This window comes from Alteromonas sp. RW2A1 (assembly GCF_001886475.1).
In the GTDB taxonomy this organism is placed as follows: domain Bacteria; phylum Pseudomonadota; class Gammaproteobacteria; order Enterobacterales; family Alteromonadaceae; genus Alteromonas; species Alteromonas hispanica.
This window is the reverse complement of the sequence record NZ_CP018031.1, coordinates 2436440-2454054: the sequence shown is the minus strand read 5'-3', so window position 1 is coordinate 2454054 and position 17615 is coordinate 2436440. Positions and strand designations below refer to the sequence as shown.

The 17615-nt window shown below is 44.4% G+C and carries 13 protein-coding genes, 2 tRNA genes and 1 pseudogene; 10 read left to right on the top strand and 6 right to left on the bottom strand.

The window, feature by feature from the left end; genetic code table 11:
- Window positions 1-4 precede the first annotated feature (4 nt).
- A complete protein-coding gene (locus BM528_RS10970; RefSeq protein ID WP_071979835.1) occupies window positions 5-979 on the top strand; it encodes an NADPH:quinone oxidoreductase family protein in 975 nt (324 codons plus the stop codon).
- 695 nt (window positions 980-1674) lie between these two features.
- On the opposite strand, the gene BM528_RS10965 is transcribed toward BM528_RS10970, so the two are convergent.
- Together BM528_RS10965 and BM528_RS10960 are read right to left on the bottom strand one after the other, a co-directional pair.
- Window positions 1675-2439: an SDR family NAD(P)-dependent oxidoreductase gene (locus BM528_RS10965; protein ID WP_071981276.1), complete on the bottom strand. Its 765-nt coding sequence runs from the start codon at window positions 2437-2439 to the stop codon at window positions 1675-1677.
- A gap of 38 nt (window positions 2440-2477) precedes the next feature.
- Window positions 2478-3386 (bottom strand): haloalkane dehalogenase, encoded by a 909-nt coding sequence (locus tag BM528_RS10960; protein ID WP_071979834.1) that lies wholly within the window; start codon window positions 3384-3386, stop codon window positions 2478-2480.
- 244 nt (window positions 3387-3630) lie between these two features.
- On the opposite strand from BM528_RS10960, the gene BM528_RS10955 reads away from it, so the two are divergent.
- The 4 genes from BM528_RS10955 (at window position 3631) to BM528_RS10940 (ending at window position 9760) form a co-directional block, all read left to right on the top strand.
- Window positions 3631-5751: a 3-hydroxyacyl-CoA dehydrogenase NAD-binding domain-containing protein gene (locus BM528_RS10955; RefSeq protein ID WP_071979833.1), complete on the top strand. Its 2121-nt coding sequence runs from the start codon at window positions 3631-3633 to the stop codon at window positions 5749-5751.
- Window positions 5752-5762: 11 nt separating this feature from the next.
- Window positions 5763-6944 carry an acetyl-CoA C-acyltransferase gene (locus BM528_RS10950; protein WP_071979832.1) on the top strand — a complete coding sequence of 394 codons (1182 nt, stop codon included), beginning with the start codon at window positions 5763-5765 and terminating at the stop codon, window positions 6942-6944.
- Window positions 6945-6953: 9 nt separating this feature from the next.
- Window positions 6954-8753: an acyl-CoA dehydrogenase C-terminal domain-containing protein gene (locus BM528_RS10945; RefSeq protein ID WP_071979831.1), complete on the top strand. Its 1800-nt coding sequence runs from the start codon at window positions 6954-6956 to the stop codon at window positions 8751-8753.
- A gap of 92 nt (window positions 8754-8845) precedes the next feature.
- Window positions 8846-9760 carry an alpha/beta fold hydrolase gene (locus BM528_RS10940; protein WP_071981275.1) on the top strand — a complete coding sequence of 305 codons (915 nt, stop codon included), beginning with the start codon at window positions 8846-8848 and terminating at the stop codon, window positions 9758-9760.
- Between the two features lie 82 nt (window positions 9761-9842).
- On the opposite strand, the gene BM528_RS10935 is transcribed toward BM528_RS10940, so the two are convergent.
- Together BM528_RS10935 and BM528_RS10930 are read right to left on the bottom strand one after the other, a co-directional pair.
- Window positions 9843-10241: a DUF3718 domain-containing protein gene (locus BM528_RS10935; RefSeq protein ID WP_071979830.1), complete on the bottom strand. Its 399-nt coding sequence runs from the start codon at window positions 10239-10241 to the stop codon at window positions 9843-9845.
- A gap of 294 nt (window positions 10242-10535) precedes the next feature.
- A complete protein-coding gene (locus BM528_RS10930; protein WP_071979829.1) occupies window positions 10536-11438 on the bottom strand; it encodes a LysR family transcriptional regulator in 903 nt (300 codons plus the stop codon).
- A gap of 209 nt (window positions 11439-11647) precedes the next feature.
- Between BM528_RS10930 and BM528_RS10925 the strand changes: the two genes are divergently transcribed.
- Window positions 11648-12094 (top strand): MaoC family dehydratase, encoded by a 447-nt coding sequence (locus BM528_RS10925; protein WP_071979828.1) that lies wholly within the window; start codon window positions 11648-11650, stop codon window positions 12092-12094.
- Between the two features lie 122 nt (window positions 12095-12216).
- Here the strand turns inward: BM528_RS10925 and BM528_RS10920 are convergent, their stop codons facing one another.
- Both BM528_RS10920 and BM528_RS10915 read right to left on the bottom strand, forming a co-directional pair.
- Entirely contained in the window at window positions 12217-12375 is a 159-nt protein-coding gene (locus BM528_RS10920; RefSeq protein WP_071979827.1) for an entericidin A/B family lipoprotein, read from the bottom strand.
- 59 nt (window positions 12376-12434) lie between these two features.
- Window positions 12435-13340: pseudogene (locus BM528_RS10915) on the bottom strand (mechanosensitive ion channel family protein).
- Window positions 13341-13749: 409 nt separating this feature from the next.
- Between BM528_RS10915 and BM528_RS10910 the strand changes: the two are divergent.
- The 4 genes from BM528_RS10910 to BM528_RS10895 all read left to right on the top strand — a co-directional run bounded on the left by BM528_RS10910 (window position 13750) and on the right by BM528_RS10895 (window position 17573).
- On the top strand, window positions 13750-16479 hold the full coding sequence (locus BM528_RS10910; protein WP_071979826.1) for a TonB-dependent receptor plug domain-containing protein: 2730 nt from the start codon (window positions 13750-13752) through the stop codon (window positions 16477-16479).
- Window positions 16480-16869: 390 nt separating this feature from the next.
- Window positions 16870-17172 carry a 4a-hydroxytetrahydrobiopterin dehydratase gene (locus BM528_RS10905; protein WP_071979825.1) on the top strand — a complete coding sequence of 101 codons (303 nt, stop codon included), beginning with the start codon at window positions 16870-16872 and terminating at the stop codon, window positions 17170-17172.
- A gap of 193 nt (window positions 17173-17365) precedes the next feature.
- Window positions 17366-17442: transfer RNA gene (locus BM528_RS10900), tRNA-Met, on the top strand.
- Window positions 17443-17496: 54 nt separating this feature from the next.
- A tRNA-Met gene (locus BM528_RS10895) sits at window positions 17497-17573 on the top strand.
- Window positions 17574-17615 lie beyond the last annotated feature (42 nt).

The window sequence follows — 17615 nt, the reverse complement described above, 5'->3', positions numbered from 1 at the left end:
AAACATGAAAGCCATAGTATGCGAAGCCTTTGGGCCTGTAGAGGATTTACGAGTACAAGACGTTGCTGACCCGGTAGCGAAACCCGGCTATGTAGTGGTTGACGTTCAAGCCGCAGGAGTGAATTTCCCCGATGGACTTTTGGTTCAGGGATTATATCAAATGCAGCCAGATTTTCCGTTTATTCCAGGGAACGAGGTAGCTGGTGTGATTTGTGAAGTGGGTGAGGGTGTTAGTCACGTTAAGAAAGGGCAGCGAGTCATTGCACTGTCTAACTTAGGTGGTTACGCAGAAAAAGTTGCGGTACAAGCTAGCCATGTTATGCCACTGCCAGACTCGATTGATGTGAATGAAGGAGCGGCGCTAGTGACCGCCCACGCCACTGCACATCACGCCTTAAAACAGCGTGCTAAGCTGCAGCCCGGTGAGACACTAGTTGTTACGGGCGCTGCGGGGGGTACTGGTCTGGCGGCGGTACAAATTGGCAAAACCATGGGGGCTAAGGTTATTGCTGTGTGCTCAACAGACGAAAAGCTTGCCTTAGCTAAAGAGCACGGCGCTGATATTCTTATTAACTATAAAGAGAAAGACTTAAAAGAAACGTTAAAAGAAGTGACTGAAGGTAAAGGTGCTGACGTCATTTATGAGTGCGTCGGTGGTGATACTTTTCACGCATGTAGCAGAAGTATGGCGTGGGAAGGTCGGTTGTTAGTTGTCGGGTTTGCTGGTGGCGAGATACCAAAGTTCCCTGTTAATTTAGCGTTGGTAAAAGGCTACTCGGTAATGGGCGTATTTTGGGGGTCCTTCACCCAGCACGATGCAAAAGGGTTTGCAGCAAATATGCAAGAGCTTCTCACTTGGTATGTTCAGGGTAAAGTGAAGGTGGTGGTCGATGAAGCTCTTCCGTTAGAACAAGCGACAAAGGCAATGACCAAAGTGATGAATAGAGAAGTTAAAGGCAAAATGGTGATTGTTCCTTAATTCAGGCTTCGTTCAAGAGAAGTAAATTTTTGTGCTGAAAAGTGCCTAAGGTTCTAGAGTGCAAAAACCAAGAGCCGCATAATGAAACGTTATGCGGTTTTTTTATGGATTGTATTCGCTTCTATTCAGAATGGGCGCTATGCGGACTAATGGTATAAAGAGCGAGTAAAGAGTCAAAAACGAACTTACAGATGATATTACCAAGAGAGCGCTTTAACGTCTCATTTGTCCATAGCTTTCAGCCCAAAAACAGTTAATCGGACTTTTGATTGTCGTTTTGAAGTAAAGGATGGATAAACGGAGTGCTATGGTTTTTTTGACCGCTTTTTGCCGTGACCGATAACAGTTTCAGTATGGTACTTGGCGATGTTTGGGTAATACGGCGCACCTTCTTGGTGGTCGAATGCGCTTGCAACGTCGACACCCCAGCCGAAACGCTAGTCTTATTTTCAGCAGCATGGGCGTTCAAAGGGGAAACCAAAGTAACGAAGCAAAAGACAGAGCAAATAGTAGATATGTTGTACACGAACCGCGTTGTCATAAGTTGCTGTCTCTGCGATACGAAAGGAGAGGAACGTCGGAGGCGGTTGCACGCGCCTCGTCAGTCACACTTTGTTTGTTCCTCTCTATTAAAACTAAAGCCCTAACAAAACAAAACAGATAAGCTTATACCTAGGTATAAAAAGCTATACTCATTACCAGGCAGTTACACCACCGTCTACGGCAACTGTTTGTCCGTTCATATAGCTGTTGCCTGGAGACAGCATCAACAGCATGGTATTTACTATTTCTTGAGGTTCGCCCAAACGCTTCATTGGGCTGCCTTGCCCCAGCTGAGCTTGGGCCTCTGGCGTATTGTAGCCATCAACATTTAGAATGTTTGTGGGGCTGTAAAACGGGCAAATGGCATTTACACGTACATTTTTCCTTCCATATTCAACAGCAGCGGTGCGCGTAACGCCTGCAACGGCGTGTTTAGCGGCGGCATAGGCAGCGCCTTTAGGGGCTCCACCAAGCCCTGCGAGTGAACTCACATTCAGCACATGTCCCTTCTTTTGCGACAGCATGGCTGGTATTTGGTATTTCATACCAAACATCACTCCTTTAACGTTTACTGCAAACTGACTGTCCATAATTGCTTCTGTCATTTCATGAACTGGCGCAGGGGTATGGGCAATACCGGCATTATTTACGGCAATATCTAGGCGTCCAAATTTCTCTATGGCTAATTCTACCAGCGCCTTATTTAGTGTCTCCTCCGCAATGTTACCCGCTATCACTTCTACAGCAGTCAGCGGCTGCAATTCAGTTTGCACTTCCTCAAGGGCCGTTTCATTTATGTCACTTAGTACTAATTTTGCTCCTCGCTCAGCTAGCCCTTTTGCTAAAAGACGTCCAAAACCGCTTGCTGCGCCAGTTATAAGTGCCACTTGTCCGGTGAAATTAAGAAGTGGATCCATAGTCATGTTATTTTCCTTTTATAATTTGTTTGATTTAGTTATTGGTAGCTGCGTATGAAAGAGATAAGCAACTGAGCCAACTCTTCCCCTTTGTCCTCTTGCACAAAGTGCCCTCCGGATTTTATCGAAGCGTGTTTGATTCCTTTGCAGCCAGGTATTTGCTTTTGTAAATACTTTTCGCCGCCAGCAGTGACAGGGTCTCCGTCACTAAATGCCGTCATAAAGGGTTTATTAAACTGTTTTAAAGACTGCCATGCGTTTCGGTTAGCCTGTGAATCTGGGCTATCTGGTTCGGTAGGTACAAGTAGCGGAAACATTCGCGCGCCCATTTTATAACTCTCATCGGGAAAGGGCGCGTCGTAAGCCGCCAAGGCATGTTCATCTATGTCGGAAAGGGTACCGTTGTTAATAATGGTTGAGGTTGGGAACTCTTCAACATCTTGTGAAAAGCGACGCCAACGTGTGAATGCTTCCGTTGGCTTCACATCGCCAGTGGGTAGCCCAGTATTTGATGCCATCACACCCGCGAAACGTGTCGGCATATCTGCCACCATTCTAAGGCCTAAGAGGCCGCCCCAATCTTGACAAAACAAGGTTGCAGGCCCTTTGACTACCTGATTGAACCAGTCTTTTAGCCAAATTAAATGCCTGCCATAGGTGTAGTCGCTTTTCAATGTCGGTTTATCTGAGCGACCAAAACCAATTAAGTCAGGGACAAAAACACAAAAACCCGCATCGGCAAGTAGCGGCATCATTTTTCTATACAAATATGCCCACGTGGGTTCTCCATGCAGAAGTACAACGGGATGACCTTCTGTTGGCCCCAGTTGATAATAAGCCATACACAGTTCACTACTCACCGTATCGGTAACTTCAACAAAATGTGCCGGATAGGGAAAATCAGAAATATCGGCAAAGGCATTTTCGGGTGTTTTAAGTACTTTCATGACATAACGCTCCTTGTAAAAATGATGATCAAAGCATTAACGTTAGTGTAACAAAAGCACTCGCAGATAATTCTGTCAATCGATCTGTATCTAGCGCGATACGTGCTCTTTAGCCAAATGTGAAGAAGAAAAAGGCTTTCAACCCCGTATTCAATATTGTGATAAATGTCTATAACACCAATAAACTTGGATGATTGACAACACTGCAATAACATCCGATTAACGTGATAAACAGGAAATGGTTATGACTCAGACGGAAAATAACGCAGTAGCGTATGAAGTAACGCAGGGTGTTGCCACTCTCACGATGCAAAGCGCGCCGGTAAATGCACTATCAAGAGCGCTTCGCATAGGCCTGATTGAGGGTGTCGACAATGCGATTAAAGACGACAGCGTAAGTGCAATCGTTATCACTTCATCGCTTCCCATATTCTCAGGCGGTGCTGACATCAGCGAATTCTCTGGTGGCGACTTATCACCAATGCTACCTGAAGTTCTCGACAAAATTGAGAACGCATCGAAACCCGTTATTGCAGTTCTTCCTGGGCCGGCTTTTGGCGGCGGTTTGGAAGTTGCACTTGCATGTCACCATCGGGTGACATTTGCCGATAACAAAGTTGGTCTCCCAGAAGTCAATCTTGGTATCTTACCTGGGGCAGGTGGCACACAGCGCCTACCTAGACTTGCCGACGCTCAAACAGCTCTTACCATGATAGTTACGGGTAAACCCACATCGGTACTCAAGTTACCGGGTGTATTCGATAAAATATCAGACAAACCTGAACACCTTTTAGAAGACACTAAAGCCTATTTAGCATCGCTTAGCGGACCAAACGCCGTTAAGCGTACTTGTGACATTACACTTTCCATGTCTGAGGAAACTCAGGGAGTGTTTGAAGCAGTCACTGCTCAGACCAAAAAAGCATCAAAAGGCTTTTTCGCACCGCTTAAATGTATAGAAGCGGTTCGTGGCGCTTATACCTTATCGTTTGAGGATGGCCTTAAAAACGAAGGCAAGCTATTTATGGAGTGTATGAATACACCCCAGGCGAGAGCTCAGCAGCACTTCTTCTTTGCAGAGCGCGCAGCCGGCCACGTAAAAGACTTCGATAAAACAACGCCAGAACGCAATATCGAGAAAGTTGCAATCATTGGTGCAGGCACTATGGGCGGTGGTATAGCGATGAACTTCGCCAACGCCGGTATTCCAGTAACTATGCTTGAGCTAAAAGAGGAAGCACTGGAAAAGGGCTTGGCACTTATTCGTAAGAATTACGAAAACAGCGCTAGAAAGGGTAAGCTGACTCAAGAGCAAGTAGAAACGCGAATGGCATTGCTTTCAGGCACTACCACTTACGACGATTTAAGCGACGTAGATTTAGTGATTGAAGCCGTTTTTGAAAAAATGGAAGTCAAGAAGACCGTTTTTTCAACCCTCGACAAAGTATGTAAGCCAGGTGCCATATTAGCGTCTAATACATCGACACTTGATATTGATGAAATTGCGACAGCAACGTCTCGTCCTGAAGACGTCATTGGCCTTCATTTCTTCTCTCCAGCAAACGTTATGCGTCTGCTAGAAGTTGTTAAGGCCGATAAGACATCACCTGAAGTAATCAAAACCTGCATGAAAATGGCCAAGCGTATTAAAAAGGTCGCCGTGTTAGTGGGTGTATGTTTTGGATTCGTTGGTAATCGAATGATTGAGCCATATGGTCGCGAGGCTAATCGTTTGCTATTAGAAGGGGCGTCACCTGAGCAAGTAGACAAAGTGCTTACTGACTTTGGTATGCCAATGGGGCCATTTACGATGGGTGATATGGCTGGGTTAGATATTGGCTACTATGTTCGCCAGTCTCGTCAAGAGCACATTGCTCATGATCCAGCCTATGGCGCTGTTGCCGACCGTCTTGTTGAAATGGGACGGAATGGTCTTAAAACAGGCCGCGGTACTTACAACTACGAACCCGGTAGTCGAGTTCCCATTCCAGATCCCGAAGTGTTAGAGATTGCCAAAAAAGAAGCCGAACGTTTAGGGGTTCAGCAACGTTCAGACATAAGCGATGAAGAGATTTTAGTTCGCGTGATGTTTTCTCTGATAAACGAAGGCGCGATTATTCTTGAAGAAGGTATTGCGGCTAAATCAAGCGATATTGACGTGATTTACGTCTATGGTTACGGCTTCCCAGTGTTCCGTGGTGGCCCTATGCAATATGCAGATGAAGTGGGATTGAAAACCATATTAGACAAGCTGACAACGTATCGTGACCAGCTTGGCGATTACGGCAAAATGTGGTTAGAGCCAAGCGATCTACTAGTCAAACTGGCGCAAGAAGGCGGCAGTTTCAAAAGTTACAAAAAATAAGGAACAATACAATGCGTGATGCAGTAATTGTTAGCACAGCAAGAACGCCTATAGGGCGTGCCTACAAAGGCGTCTTAAATAACTTGCCTGCGCCTTCGCTTGGTGGCCACGCCATCAAAAATGCGGTTGAGCGTGCAGGTATAAATCCAGCGTCTGTTGATGATGTCATTATGGGCTCTGCGCTCACCCAAGGGAGTGGCGGAATGAACATCGGTCGTTTAGCAGCACTTGCTGGCGATTTACCTGTTTCGGTTGCGGGAATGACCCTCGACAGGCAGTGCAGCTCGGGGATGTATGCCATTGCTACCGCGGCTAATACTATCCGCTCCGGCGAAACAAACATTATGGTTGCGGGTGGGCTAGATTCAATCTCGTTAGTGCAGAATAAAAATATGAACACCTACCGTGCGGTAGACCCAGCACTAGTGGCTAAACACAACGATATTTACATGCCAATGCTGCAAACAGCAGAAGTGGTGGCTAAGCGCTATAACATTAGCCGCGATGCACAAGACGAATACGGATATCAAAGTCAGATGCGTACTGCGGCAGCGCAATCTGCAGGCAAATTTGATGATGAAATTGTACCTATCACTGCCACACAGCAACTGTTCAACAAAGAAACAGGCGAGATCAGTGAAAGGGAAGCTACGTTGTCGAAAGATGAAGGTAACCGTCCTGAAACTTCATTAGAAGGGCTGCAAGGCCTTAAACCGGTCATTGAAGGCGGTTGCATAACAGCGGGTAACGCCAGTCAGTTGTCTGACGGTGCCAGCGCTACCGTAATTATGGATGAAAACACAGCCGCAAAAGGAAGCACACAGCCTCTTGGCGTTTATCGCGGCATTGAGGTTGCGGGTTGTGAACCTGATGAAATGGGAATAGGTCCTGTTTTTGCCATTCCTAAGCTATTAAAGCAGCATGGATTGACCATGGACGATATAGGTCTATGGGAACTCAACGAGGCGTTTGCGGTACAAGTTTTATACTGTCGCGATAAATTGGGCATTCCAGACGAATTATTAAATGTAAACGGCGGTGCCATTTCTATTGGTCACCCCTATGGCATGAGCGGTGCTCGTATGGTGGGTCACGCACTCATCGAAGGTAAAAGACGTGGTGCGAAATTTGTTGTTTGCACTATGTGTATCGGTGGCGGCATGGGCGCTGCTGGTTTATTTGAAGTTCTATAGGTATTTAGTATGGAAGGTTATAAAGCTCCACAACGCGACGCCATGTTTGTAACACATGAGCTACTCGATTTTCAAAGTCACTATCAAAAGTTAGGTTTCGACGAAGCCTCCGAAGACTTGGTTTCAGCAATCTTTGCAGAGGCGGCTAAGTTTTCAGAAAACACGCTTGCACCTATTAACCAATCTGGTGATGAAGAAGGTTGTAAGTGGGACAACGGTGTGGTTACTACACCTAAAGGTTTCAAAGAAGCTTATCAGACCTATGTTGAAGGCGGATGGCCAAGTATGGCGCACCCAGAAGAGTTTGGCGGACAAAACCTTCCTTACTCACTTGCTTCAATAATTGCTGAATGGTTTTCTGGTGCAAACCACTCGTGGGCTATGTATCCAGGTCTAAGCCAAGGCTGTATGGAAACACTTAAAGCGCACGGCACGAAAGAACAGCAAGATATGTTTCTTCATAAGCTAATCAGCGGAGAATGGACAGGCACAATGTGTTTAACAGAGGCACACTGTGGATCTGACCTTGGTATGCTGAAATGCCGCGCAGAACCGCAAGAAGATGGTAGTTACAGCCTAACCGGCACGAAGATCTTTATCTCTGCCGGTGAGCATGACATGTCTGAAAACATCGTGCATATCGTATTGGCTCGCCTGCCTGACGCGCCTGAGGGCACCAAAGGTATTTCTCTGTTTGTTGTACCAAAATACAACGTGTCGCAAAACGGTGAGAAGCAAGATCGCAATGCGGTAAATTGCGGCAGTATAGAACACAAGATGGGTATCAAAGCTAGCGCAACTTGCGTAATTAACTTTGATGGCGCTAAAGGGTTCCTTATTGGTCCTCCTAACCGCGGCCTTAACTGTATGTTTACCTTTATGAACACTGCACGGATAGGCACTGGCCTTGAAGGTCTGGCAGCGTCAGAAACGGCATTCCAAGGTGCGCTTAAGTACGCGAAAGACCGAGTGCAGTTTCGCTCAATGACAGGGCGTAAGAACCCAGACGGTCCTGCTGATCCCATTATTGTGCACCCAGACGTGCGTCGTATGTTGTTAACGCAAAAAGCATTTGCCGAGGGCAATCGTGCATTAGCCGCGTACTGTATGCAAATGGTAGATGTAACCTTATATGGCGACGATGAAGTTGCTAAGCAAACAGCAGAAGCAAAACTTGCATTCTTGACGCCGATTGTTAAAGCGTTTTTGACTGAAACTGCTCAAGAAACCACAAGCTACGGTATGCAGGTATACGGCGGCCACGGTTTCATTAAAGAGTGGGGCATGGAGCAGCTTGCACGTGATACACGTATTTGTACCATGTACGAAGGCACTACGGGTATTCAGGCAGTGGATTTACTTGGCCGTAAGGTGATGGGATCTAACGGTGAATTGCTCAATGTATTTGTGCAGGAAGTTCGCGATTACTGTAACTCTCTTCGCGACAATGCACAGTTTAGCGCATGGACAAATGCACTAAACTCGCATTTAGATGAGTGGCAGCAAGTAACCATGGATATTGGCAAAGCGGCTGCGTCTAACCCAGACGAAATCGGTGCGGCTTCCGTTGATTACCTTATGTACTCAGGTTATGTGACTGTTGCATATTTCTGGTTACGTATGGCAGTTAAGGCACAAGAACAGCTTGATGCCGGAAGCACAGAAACGGAATTCTACAAGAGTAAAATACTGACTACAGGGTTCTACTTTGATCGTTTGCTTACGCGCACGCGTTCACTGGTTTCTGCAATGCAGTCTGGTTCGGACAACCTGATGTCTATGCCTGAAAGTATGTTTGCTGTTGAATAATTAGCTTTTAGCAAACCTAGTGTGCCGGGTAACGAGAGTGTGTGAATCAATCGCCACTTTTGTTACTCGGCTTTTTTATTGGTGCTTACATAATGTTAGATTCACGATATGTCTCCATTGATGGCAAGAAAATTCATTATCTCAGCCGAGAATCACAGCGCGGAACTAACGCGCCTGAGTCTGAAGGTGACGAACAAAAAACACTGTTAATTTTGTTTCACGGCTTCCCTGAAAATTCTCACGCATGGGAGCCGTTTATACGCTGCACTCCCGAACATGTTGATGTTATTGCCCCTGACTTACCCGGTTATCATTTGTCTGAGGTATTGCCCTCCCAGCGAGACTATGAAGTGCCTGCGTTGATAAAGCGCATGGTTTTATTTATTGAATCAGTTAAACAGGGCAGAAAAATTGTGTTAATAGGGCACGACTGGGGCGGTGCTATTGCATGGCCACTTGCGGCTTTTCACAGTGAGTTAATTGATAAACTTGTTATTCTCAATGCTGCGCACCCTTCAACATTTACACAGTCGTTAATAATGAGCAAAACCCAGCGTGAAAAGAGTCAATATATTGATGCGCTTCGAGATAACGGCGCTGAGAACATGTTGGCAGACACAAATTTTAGCCTATTAAGGGAAATGCTGGGCGCCAGCTTTTTCAAACGAGAACATGAATATGCGAACTCACTTTTAAATGACTGGCAAGATAAAACTAAACTCAATGCTATGTTGAGTTACTACAGAAATATGCCACAAAAAATACCTGGTATTAACGCATCGCCAGATGAGTTAGCGAACATACACGTTCCCAATATCAACATTTCTCTGGAAACTTTGGTTCTGTGGGGTAGAGAAGATAAAGCTTTTGATACTGCTGTACTTCAAGGTATTGAACACTATGTTCCGCACTGCAAGGTGATTTACCACGATACGGCAAGCCACTGGATCCACCGAGAATATTCAGACTGGGCAGCTATAAACGTCATCGAATTTATAGAGGCGTAAAAAGCGTTAGAGGCATTCAGAAATAGCAGAGGCTCCATAAAAGAGCCTCAGATATTAAGATGGTATTGTTATGCTATTGAAATTAAATACGGCTGGCTAACTCTTCAGATATCGGTGAGTTCTGTAGCCCTTTTTCAGCAATCCAAGCTTGCAGTGTTTTACCGTCTGCCTCTGGCTGCTTTAGATCCTTACTTGGCATTTTCTTTACCAAAAGCGTGCCCACTTCCACAGCATTACTTTCAAGAGCGGTACGAATTAAGCTCTGTCCACCACAAGACACACCAGTGTAATAATCTCTAAGCTTTAATCTGAAGTCAGACTGTACGCGACGCATTTTCTTGCGCAATTCATCTTTGTCATCTGCCTGAACAATAGTGCAGATATTCGCAAGTGCATCGTTGATGTCGTCTGCTTGCGCCGCATGTGAGAACGCTAGTGTAGATGCAGCAATAACTAACGAAGATTTAACTATTTTCAACATGGTTAAAGTTCCCGATAAGTTTGATTGGTGTTTTTGTGTTCGGTTTTATTAAACGCATTACATTGGGCATCAAAAACATGCTGAAAAATAACTTAGTATGAATATACATACGTTAGACTAAAGTTTAGTCTGTCGTTTAATCAAAATTAGTCTTTTGTATTAGGCGCTTGCATGGAGATTTAGAAAATTTTTGTGCATTTGTCACGGCTACAAAAAAAGTCCCAATGTACCCTGCTCGGGCATATTGAGACTTCAAAAGTTGGTTAACGCTTACTGAAGATGTGCGCAGGCGCGCTAATGAGGTTTGAAATTGCTCGCCACTTCCATAATTTGTTCGCGCATCCACATATGTGCATAGTCATGATCGGCACTCACATGCCAATACAGGTAATACTCTACTGGAGGTAAGTCAAAAGGCACTTCGTATATAGCTAAATCGTAATGTTTAGCTAGGTGAAATGGTAAACAAGCAATTAGGTCGGTTTTTACGATAGTGCTTGGAACTGTGAGAAAGTGTTGGCCTCGCATGACCTCTTTTCTGCGTTTTCCCATTTTGTCTAAAGCAATATCAATGGGCCCAGCCCCTGACTTTCTTTGCGATACATTGATATGACCTAGGCGTAAGAATGTTTCTAAATCGAGTCCGTTCTTTAGTGCAGGGTGATTCTTTCTCGCCAGCACAACAAAACGGTCTTGCGCTATTTTCTCTTTGCACAAATGAGGGTCGGTAAAGGTAGACGCGTCTGCAAAGAAATCAAGAGTGCCGCTCGCCATCGCGGACACAATCTGACTGCGCGGAATTTCGTAGTTTGTTATGCCAATGTTTGGCGCCAAATTCTGAAGGCGAGCAACAAGGCGAGGCATAATACTGGCCTCTAACAAATCTCTACTTGCAAAGTTAAATGACTTCTCTGCGGTAAGTGGATCGAAGGTGTGACTTTCTTGAACACTCTTGCGCAGTAAAGCCAGTGCTTGCCTTGCAGGAACAATAATATTTTGCGCCACGGGAGTGGGCGTCATGCTATGACCGGTGCGAACAAATAGAGGGTCGTTCAGCATTTCTCTTAGCCTGGCAAGTGAATTACTTACCGCAGGCTGCGTAATACATAGAACATCGGCGGCTTTCGTTAAGCTGCCTGCGGTATAAATAGCATCAAACACCGCGAAAAGGTTCAAGTCGACTCTATTGAGATTCATAATTAATCCTTCAGTGGGGCGAGTACCCAGAAAAAGCCAATAGATAATAACAGGCTACGATGTCACAATTGTGTACATAGTAACCACGCATTGTTAACGATAGTGTAACAAGAATACTTATAAATACCTATTATTAAAAGTTAATTGAAACATTCAGATTGCTAATAGTAGTGTAGTAAAATTAATAATAAGTCAGGGAATTTAGAAAAATGAAATCACTCATTGATTTAGCTGTAGGTGACACGCTTGAGCAGGCCGACTGGACGACCGTTTCTCAAGATATGATAAACCGGTTTGCCGATGCCACGGGTGACCATCAGTGGATTCACTTAGATGAAGAACGGTGTGCTAAAGAGAGCCCTTTTAAAACCACTATTGCCCATGGCTTTTTATCGGCGTCACTTATGCCTCAAGCGTTCTCACAAGTTATTGCTGCCAGCGAAAAAGTGGCTTCCACAATTAATTATGGAATAGATAAACTTCGCTTTTTAGAGCCTGTGAAAAGTGGCGATGCTATTCGATATCAATTCAAGGTTATTGATGTGACAGACAAGCCTCAAGGGAAACTTTACAAAGTAGAAGCCAGCTGCATGTTGAAGTCGAGTGGGAACCCCGCACTGGTAGGAAGCTTTCTAATGCTTGCTGTAATTGTCTAAGGCCGAGCTTTCCCTATTGTGAAAAGAAGGTAATTCATTGCAAAACAAATAAACCCTTTCGACGCGAGTTTGCACTTGCGTGGAAAGGGTGTTTTGTTTTTAACAGCTATGTGGTTTAACGATTAATTTGACGCATCTTCAGCGGTATCTTCAATAGCATCGCCCGCACTTTCAATGTCTTCGCCTGCGCCTTCAATTGTAGCGCAGCCACCGAGCGAAGCGCCCATTACCAATGCAACAAATAGGGCTCTTACTGTTTTTGACTCTATTAAAGTGTTCATAGATTTCTCCATTTTCTGTGATGAATATTGCAACGTTTACTTATTTAAACGGCAACGGTTTACTGCGTTTCTTTGGTATCTTTTAACATCGTGTTTAAGTTATCGCTTCCTTTCGAGTTGAAATCGAGAGTGCGAATAGGGAACGGTATGAGAATATCATTATCTTCAAGTACCGTTTTAACTGTACTTACTGCGTCGTGACGCACTTGCATAAATGAATGTTCGCCAGGATATTTAATCCAAAACCATAAAAGTAAGTTAATACTCGAGTCGCCGAAGGACTCTGCATACACAGCGGTATCTTCCTTCATGATTACCTAATCTTTTTCTTTCATCGCATCGACAATGACTGACACTGCTTTTTCGATATCGTCTGCATATGAAATTCCGACTGGCACTTCAATTCGTCGATGTCCGAGTGTGGAATAATTTGTAAGAATATTTCTAAACAAAATCTTATTTGGAATAACTTCCAGTTGGCCGTAAAAAGTTTCTACAAGCGTATTGCGCAGGTTGATGCCTTTTACGTTGCCAAACACACCTTCTGCTTCAATAACATCACCAATCTCAAAGGGCTTGCGAATACCCATCGCGATACCGGCAATTAAGTTTTCGGTCATATCCTGAAATGCAAAGCCTATGGCCAAGCCCACGATCCCCGCTCCGGCTAATAAAGAGGTGACCGTACCCTTCAAGCCAACAAAATCGAGGGCTATAAATATGCCGGCTATTAATACCAGTGACTTAACAATTGAAGTGAGTAACCCTGCTATTTGGCGAGATTCAAACGTGCGGCGCATTACCCTGCCAACCACATTGCCCACAACACGAGCTAAAACGCCAAATGCAATGGCAATTAAAATTGCGACGACGATATTAGGGAGGATGGTTATTGCACCTTCCATCCATGACTCAAGTTTATCGCTTAATAGTTTATAGATATCGTCAATTTGCGGTATTTCCATGGCGAATAGTGCAACTCTCGTTTGTTTTGTAATTGACTTGGGAGTTACAAGAAATGTTCCGTTTTGTGAATTTTTTAAAATATTGAAAGATAAAAGCTTTTTATTTTCTGAGGTTTCGGAGCAACAAGGTTTGTGAATCAATTTCACAGGTGATCAGCAATTTATACTCACAAGCGTCTGAGCTAAACAAATAATACTTTAGTATAACTGGTAAGACCATGTGTAAAATTAATGTAAACATATTATTCACAATAAATTTACAAACTTAGGATTCAGGCATAGTATCAAATTGTGGCCATAGGTTGTTTATGGTTGCACACAAAAATAACAGAAAATCGAATAGCAGGTCGCTAGCGGAAAGCGAGAATACACATACCGGTAGTGAAACGCCCAGATTTGGAATCACACTATGAAATTGAACACGCGTAAAACGGCAGTTGCCGCCTTTGTAGGCGCTGCATTGCTTTGCTCACCAATTATTGCATCAGCTCAAGAAACTCAAGAAACTGAGGCCGAAAGCGAGAAAGAAGCAAAAAGGGATGTTGAGCTAATTCTTGTTACAGGTAGTTTTGTACGCCGAAGCGAAAACTTCGAATCTCCTTCTCCGCTAGCAGTAGTCGATAGTGTGGCAATCGATTCGATTGGCGCAAAAAATATTGCTGATATCACGCAGACTCTTACTATCAACTCGGGCGCAGAAAATAACCCAGACGCGTTCACCCAAAATGCTACGGCAGGTACCTCAAACATAAATTTAAGAGGTCTGGGTGTTGCTTCTACTTTGGTAATGCTTAACAGTCGACGTCAAGTCGTGAACTCGCAGCAAACTAATGAAGGTCTAAATTTTGTAGACACCAGCTCATTAGTGCCGATGATAGCTATCGACCGCGTTGAAATAATAAAAGATGGTGCCTCTGCACTTTATGGCTCTGATGCCGTTGCTGGTGTTGTTAACTTTATTACAAAGCGCAATTATGAGGGAGCTAAAATAACAGCAGATTATCAAGATGGTGCTTATGGTGATAATTCTGAGTACGTTTTGCAGGGGCTTTGGGGAACTAGTTCCGATAGAGGAAATGTGATGGCTGCTGTTAGCTACACAAGTCGCGATCCTCTGTTTTTATCAGATAGACGTCTATCTCGCCCACAAGACGATAGCAGTAACTTAGGTAATCCAGGTTCGTACTTTGGAGTACCCGGAATTCCCCCGGGTGTTCCTGTTATCGATCCAACCGGTTGTGCAGAATTTGGCGGTAACGCAAATATTGCCGCTACTGTTCCTTATCCTGGCTTCGGCTCATTAGATTTAGGAACGTGCCAATTCGATTTTGGGCCCGGTTATTCGTATGTTCCAGAAGAAAGTAGGCTGAACATTTTCGTGAAGTCTGATTTTGAATTAACAGATACAATTACGTGGGCAACCGAGTTCGGCATGGCTCGCAATCGGGCTGAACGTGGCGGTGCACCAAGCTTTCCAAACCTACGTGGGCCGATCGTTCCGGCAACACACCCCGACAATCCTTTTGGTACAGCGGTCCAATTTCTCGGAAGAGCGGAAGGTAATGGTTTTGAGGCAGACCCTGCAAACACTGAGTCAGAAACATTTAGATTCAATACAAGTCTAACAGGCGAGCTTGAAAGTGGTTTCTGGGAGATTAGTTATACCAATGCAAAAAATGAGTTTTTGTTTAGTGTTGAAGACGTACTTAATACAGAGTTTAATCTCGCTTTAGCAGGGTTTGGTGGAGCAAATTGTGATCCAAGTAGTCCAGCTTCGGTGCCGGGCCAAGGTTCTTGCGAATACTTTAATCCGTTTGCTACGTCATTTACGACGTCACCGAACTCACAATACGTTATCGATTCGTTCTCCGCCGACCAAGTCATTGACTCCGAGTCAAAACTGCAAGTGTTCGAGGGATTCGCTTCATTTGATGTCTTTGAGATGGGCGGTGGGTTTGCAGGTCTCGCCGTCGGCATGCAATACCGTGAAGAAGAACTAAGTCAGGATTATGATCAGTTATCTAACCAAGACAGCTTCTCCTTTGTTATCGGTAATCCAGACTTTAGCGGCACGCTAGATGTTTGGGCCGCCTTTGCTGAAATGGCATTACCAGTAAATGATCAATTAGATGTTCAATTGGCTTTGCGGTATGAAAATTATGGCGGGAGCATTGGTGACACCATAGATCCAAAAGTTGCATTTAATTATCGATTCTCCGATGATCTGTCTCTGAGAGGGTCTATTTCTACGTCATTTAGAGCACCGTCAATATTTATGCGAAACGGCGGGGCCACGAGCCTACAGCAGCTGACAGATTCAGTAGTGCAAGGCAACGCGTTTGCAGCAGTGCGCACAGTGGGTAATGAAGATTTGACACCTGAAGAGTCTACGGCGTATAACTTTGGTTTGACCTTTGAGCCTTTTAAAGATCTATCGATTGAAGTGGACTACTGGAATTTCGAGTTTGAAGACTTGATAATTCAAGAGAGTGCACAGGCACTGTTAAACCAAAATCCAACGGACACTTCTCGTATCATACGAGCGGGCGATCCGCTGACAGGTCCAGTTCTGCAGGTAAATAATACATTTGTAAACGCCAGTTCTTTGGAGACTGATGGATTAGATTTCGTCGCTAGCTATAAAGTTGAAACTGAAATAGGTACGTTCGTTCCCAATATATCGGCAACATATGTTCTGGGTTATGACTTGAATGATCCACAAGCGGGTCAGGTTGACGGAGTCGGTCGAAGAAACTTCACTAATATCGGAGTATCTTCGCCAGAGTTACGAGCTAACCTTGGTTTAACTTGGAGAAAAGATGCCTATAGCGCAAACCTTTTCGTTCGGTATATTAGTAGTTACGACGATGATCAAAACTGTGCCGACGGCAGCATCATATCACAGGGCTGTGGCAGTGCTGGTTTGAAAGAAATTGATAGCCATGTAACTTTCGATGCTCAATTTAATGTAGATCTTAGTGCGCTGATTGATACACAGACATCTTATCTATTAACTGTCGGAGGTATCAATTTAACAGACGAAAATCCTCCTCAGGTTTTCACAAACAGTGGTTTCGACTCGAAGGTTCATGACCCAAGAGGACGTCAGATATACGCAAGACTGGCGGTTGAGTTCTAATTGCGTTTGACGTAAAAGAATTATACTAGCACCTGACAGCCGGCCCTTATTTTTAAGGGCCGGCTTTTTTGTTTGCCCAGCGAAGCTGGCAAACCCGTCAGGTTGAAAGAAACCTGAATCACCCTGACTGAGGGGAAGATAATCCGAATGGCAAGGGCGGCAATTACGCTAAATAACTATGTGCATGAGCCGTATACGAGGCCCGTATGTACGGTTCTGTGAGAGGGATGAGGCAGTGACGCCTCACCCTACTCGATGTAAACATATATCACCACTAAAGAGTGGGCCTTCTTTGCCTAATTGCAGCAACAGCTTTTCATTATTGCTCAAACTTCTTTAAAGTCTTCTATGTTGTCGATAGTGAATGATAGATAAATCAGGAGTTCGATTATGACCACTAAGTTAGATGATAATGCCATTGAGACCAAACTAACCGCACTAAACGAGTTAGTTGTTGATGGTGACTCTTGGGTTAGAGAAGGCGATGCCATTACCAAAACGTTTTCTTTTAAGAGTTTTATTCGTGCATTTGGCTGGATGTCGCAAATCGCCATCTGGGCTGAGAAACTTAAACATCACCCTGAATGGTTCAATGTTTATAACAAAGTGGAAGTGAAGTTAACTACCCACGATGTTGACGGATTGAGTGAATTGGACTTTTCGCTTGCCGAAAAAATGGAAAAATTTAAATAAAATAAAGAGATATTGACGTTAAAAGCATGCGCTTTGTATTAAGTTTGCACAATTTGTTTAATTAACCTGCGAACGATAAGAAAAATGCAATATTTCGATGATAGGGACTTGTGTTAGTAAAGTCCCTATGTATAATACGCACCACGTTGAGGCGAGGAAGAAAAGCCAAGTAATCTCAACGGATATTTTCTGGCGCGGGATGGAGCAGTCTGGTAGCTCGTCGGGCTCATAACCCGAAGGTCGTAGGTTCAAATCCTGCTCCCGCAACCACAGAAAATAGTCCAGAATTTAAAATTGTGACGCAGTCATGATTTACCGTACAGACGCGGGATGGAGCAGTCTGGTAGCTCGTCGGGCTCATAACCCGAAGGTCGTAGGTTCAAATCCTGCTCCCGCAACCACTTTAAAAAGCCTAGTACTTGCTAGGCTTTTTTGTTTTTTCC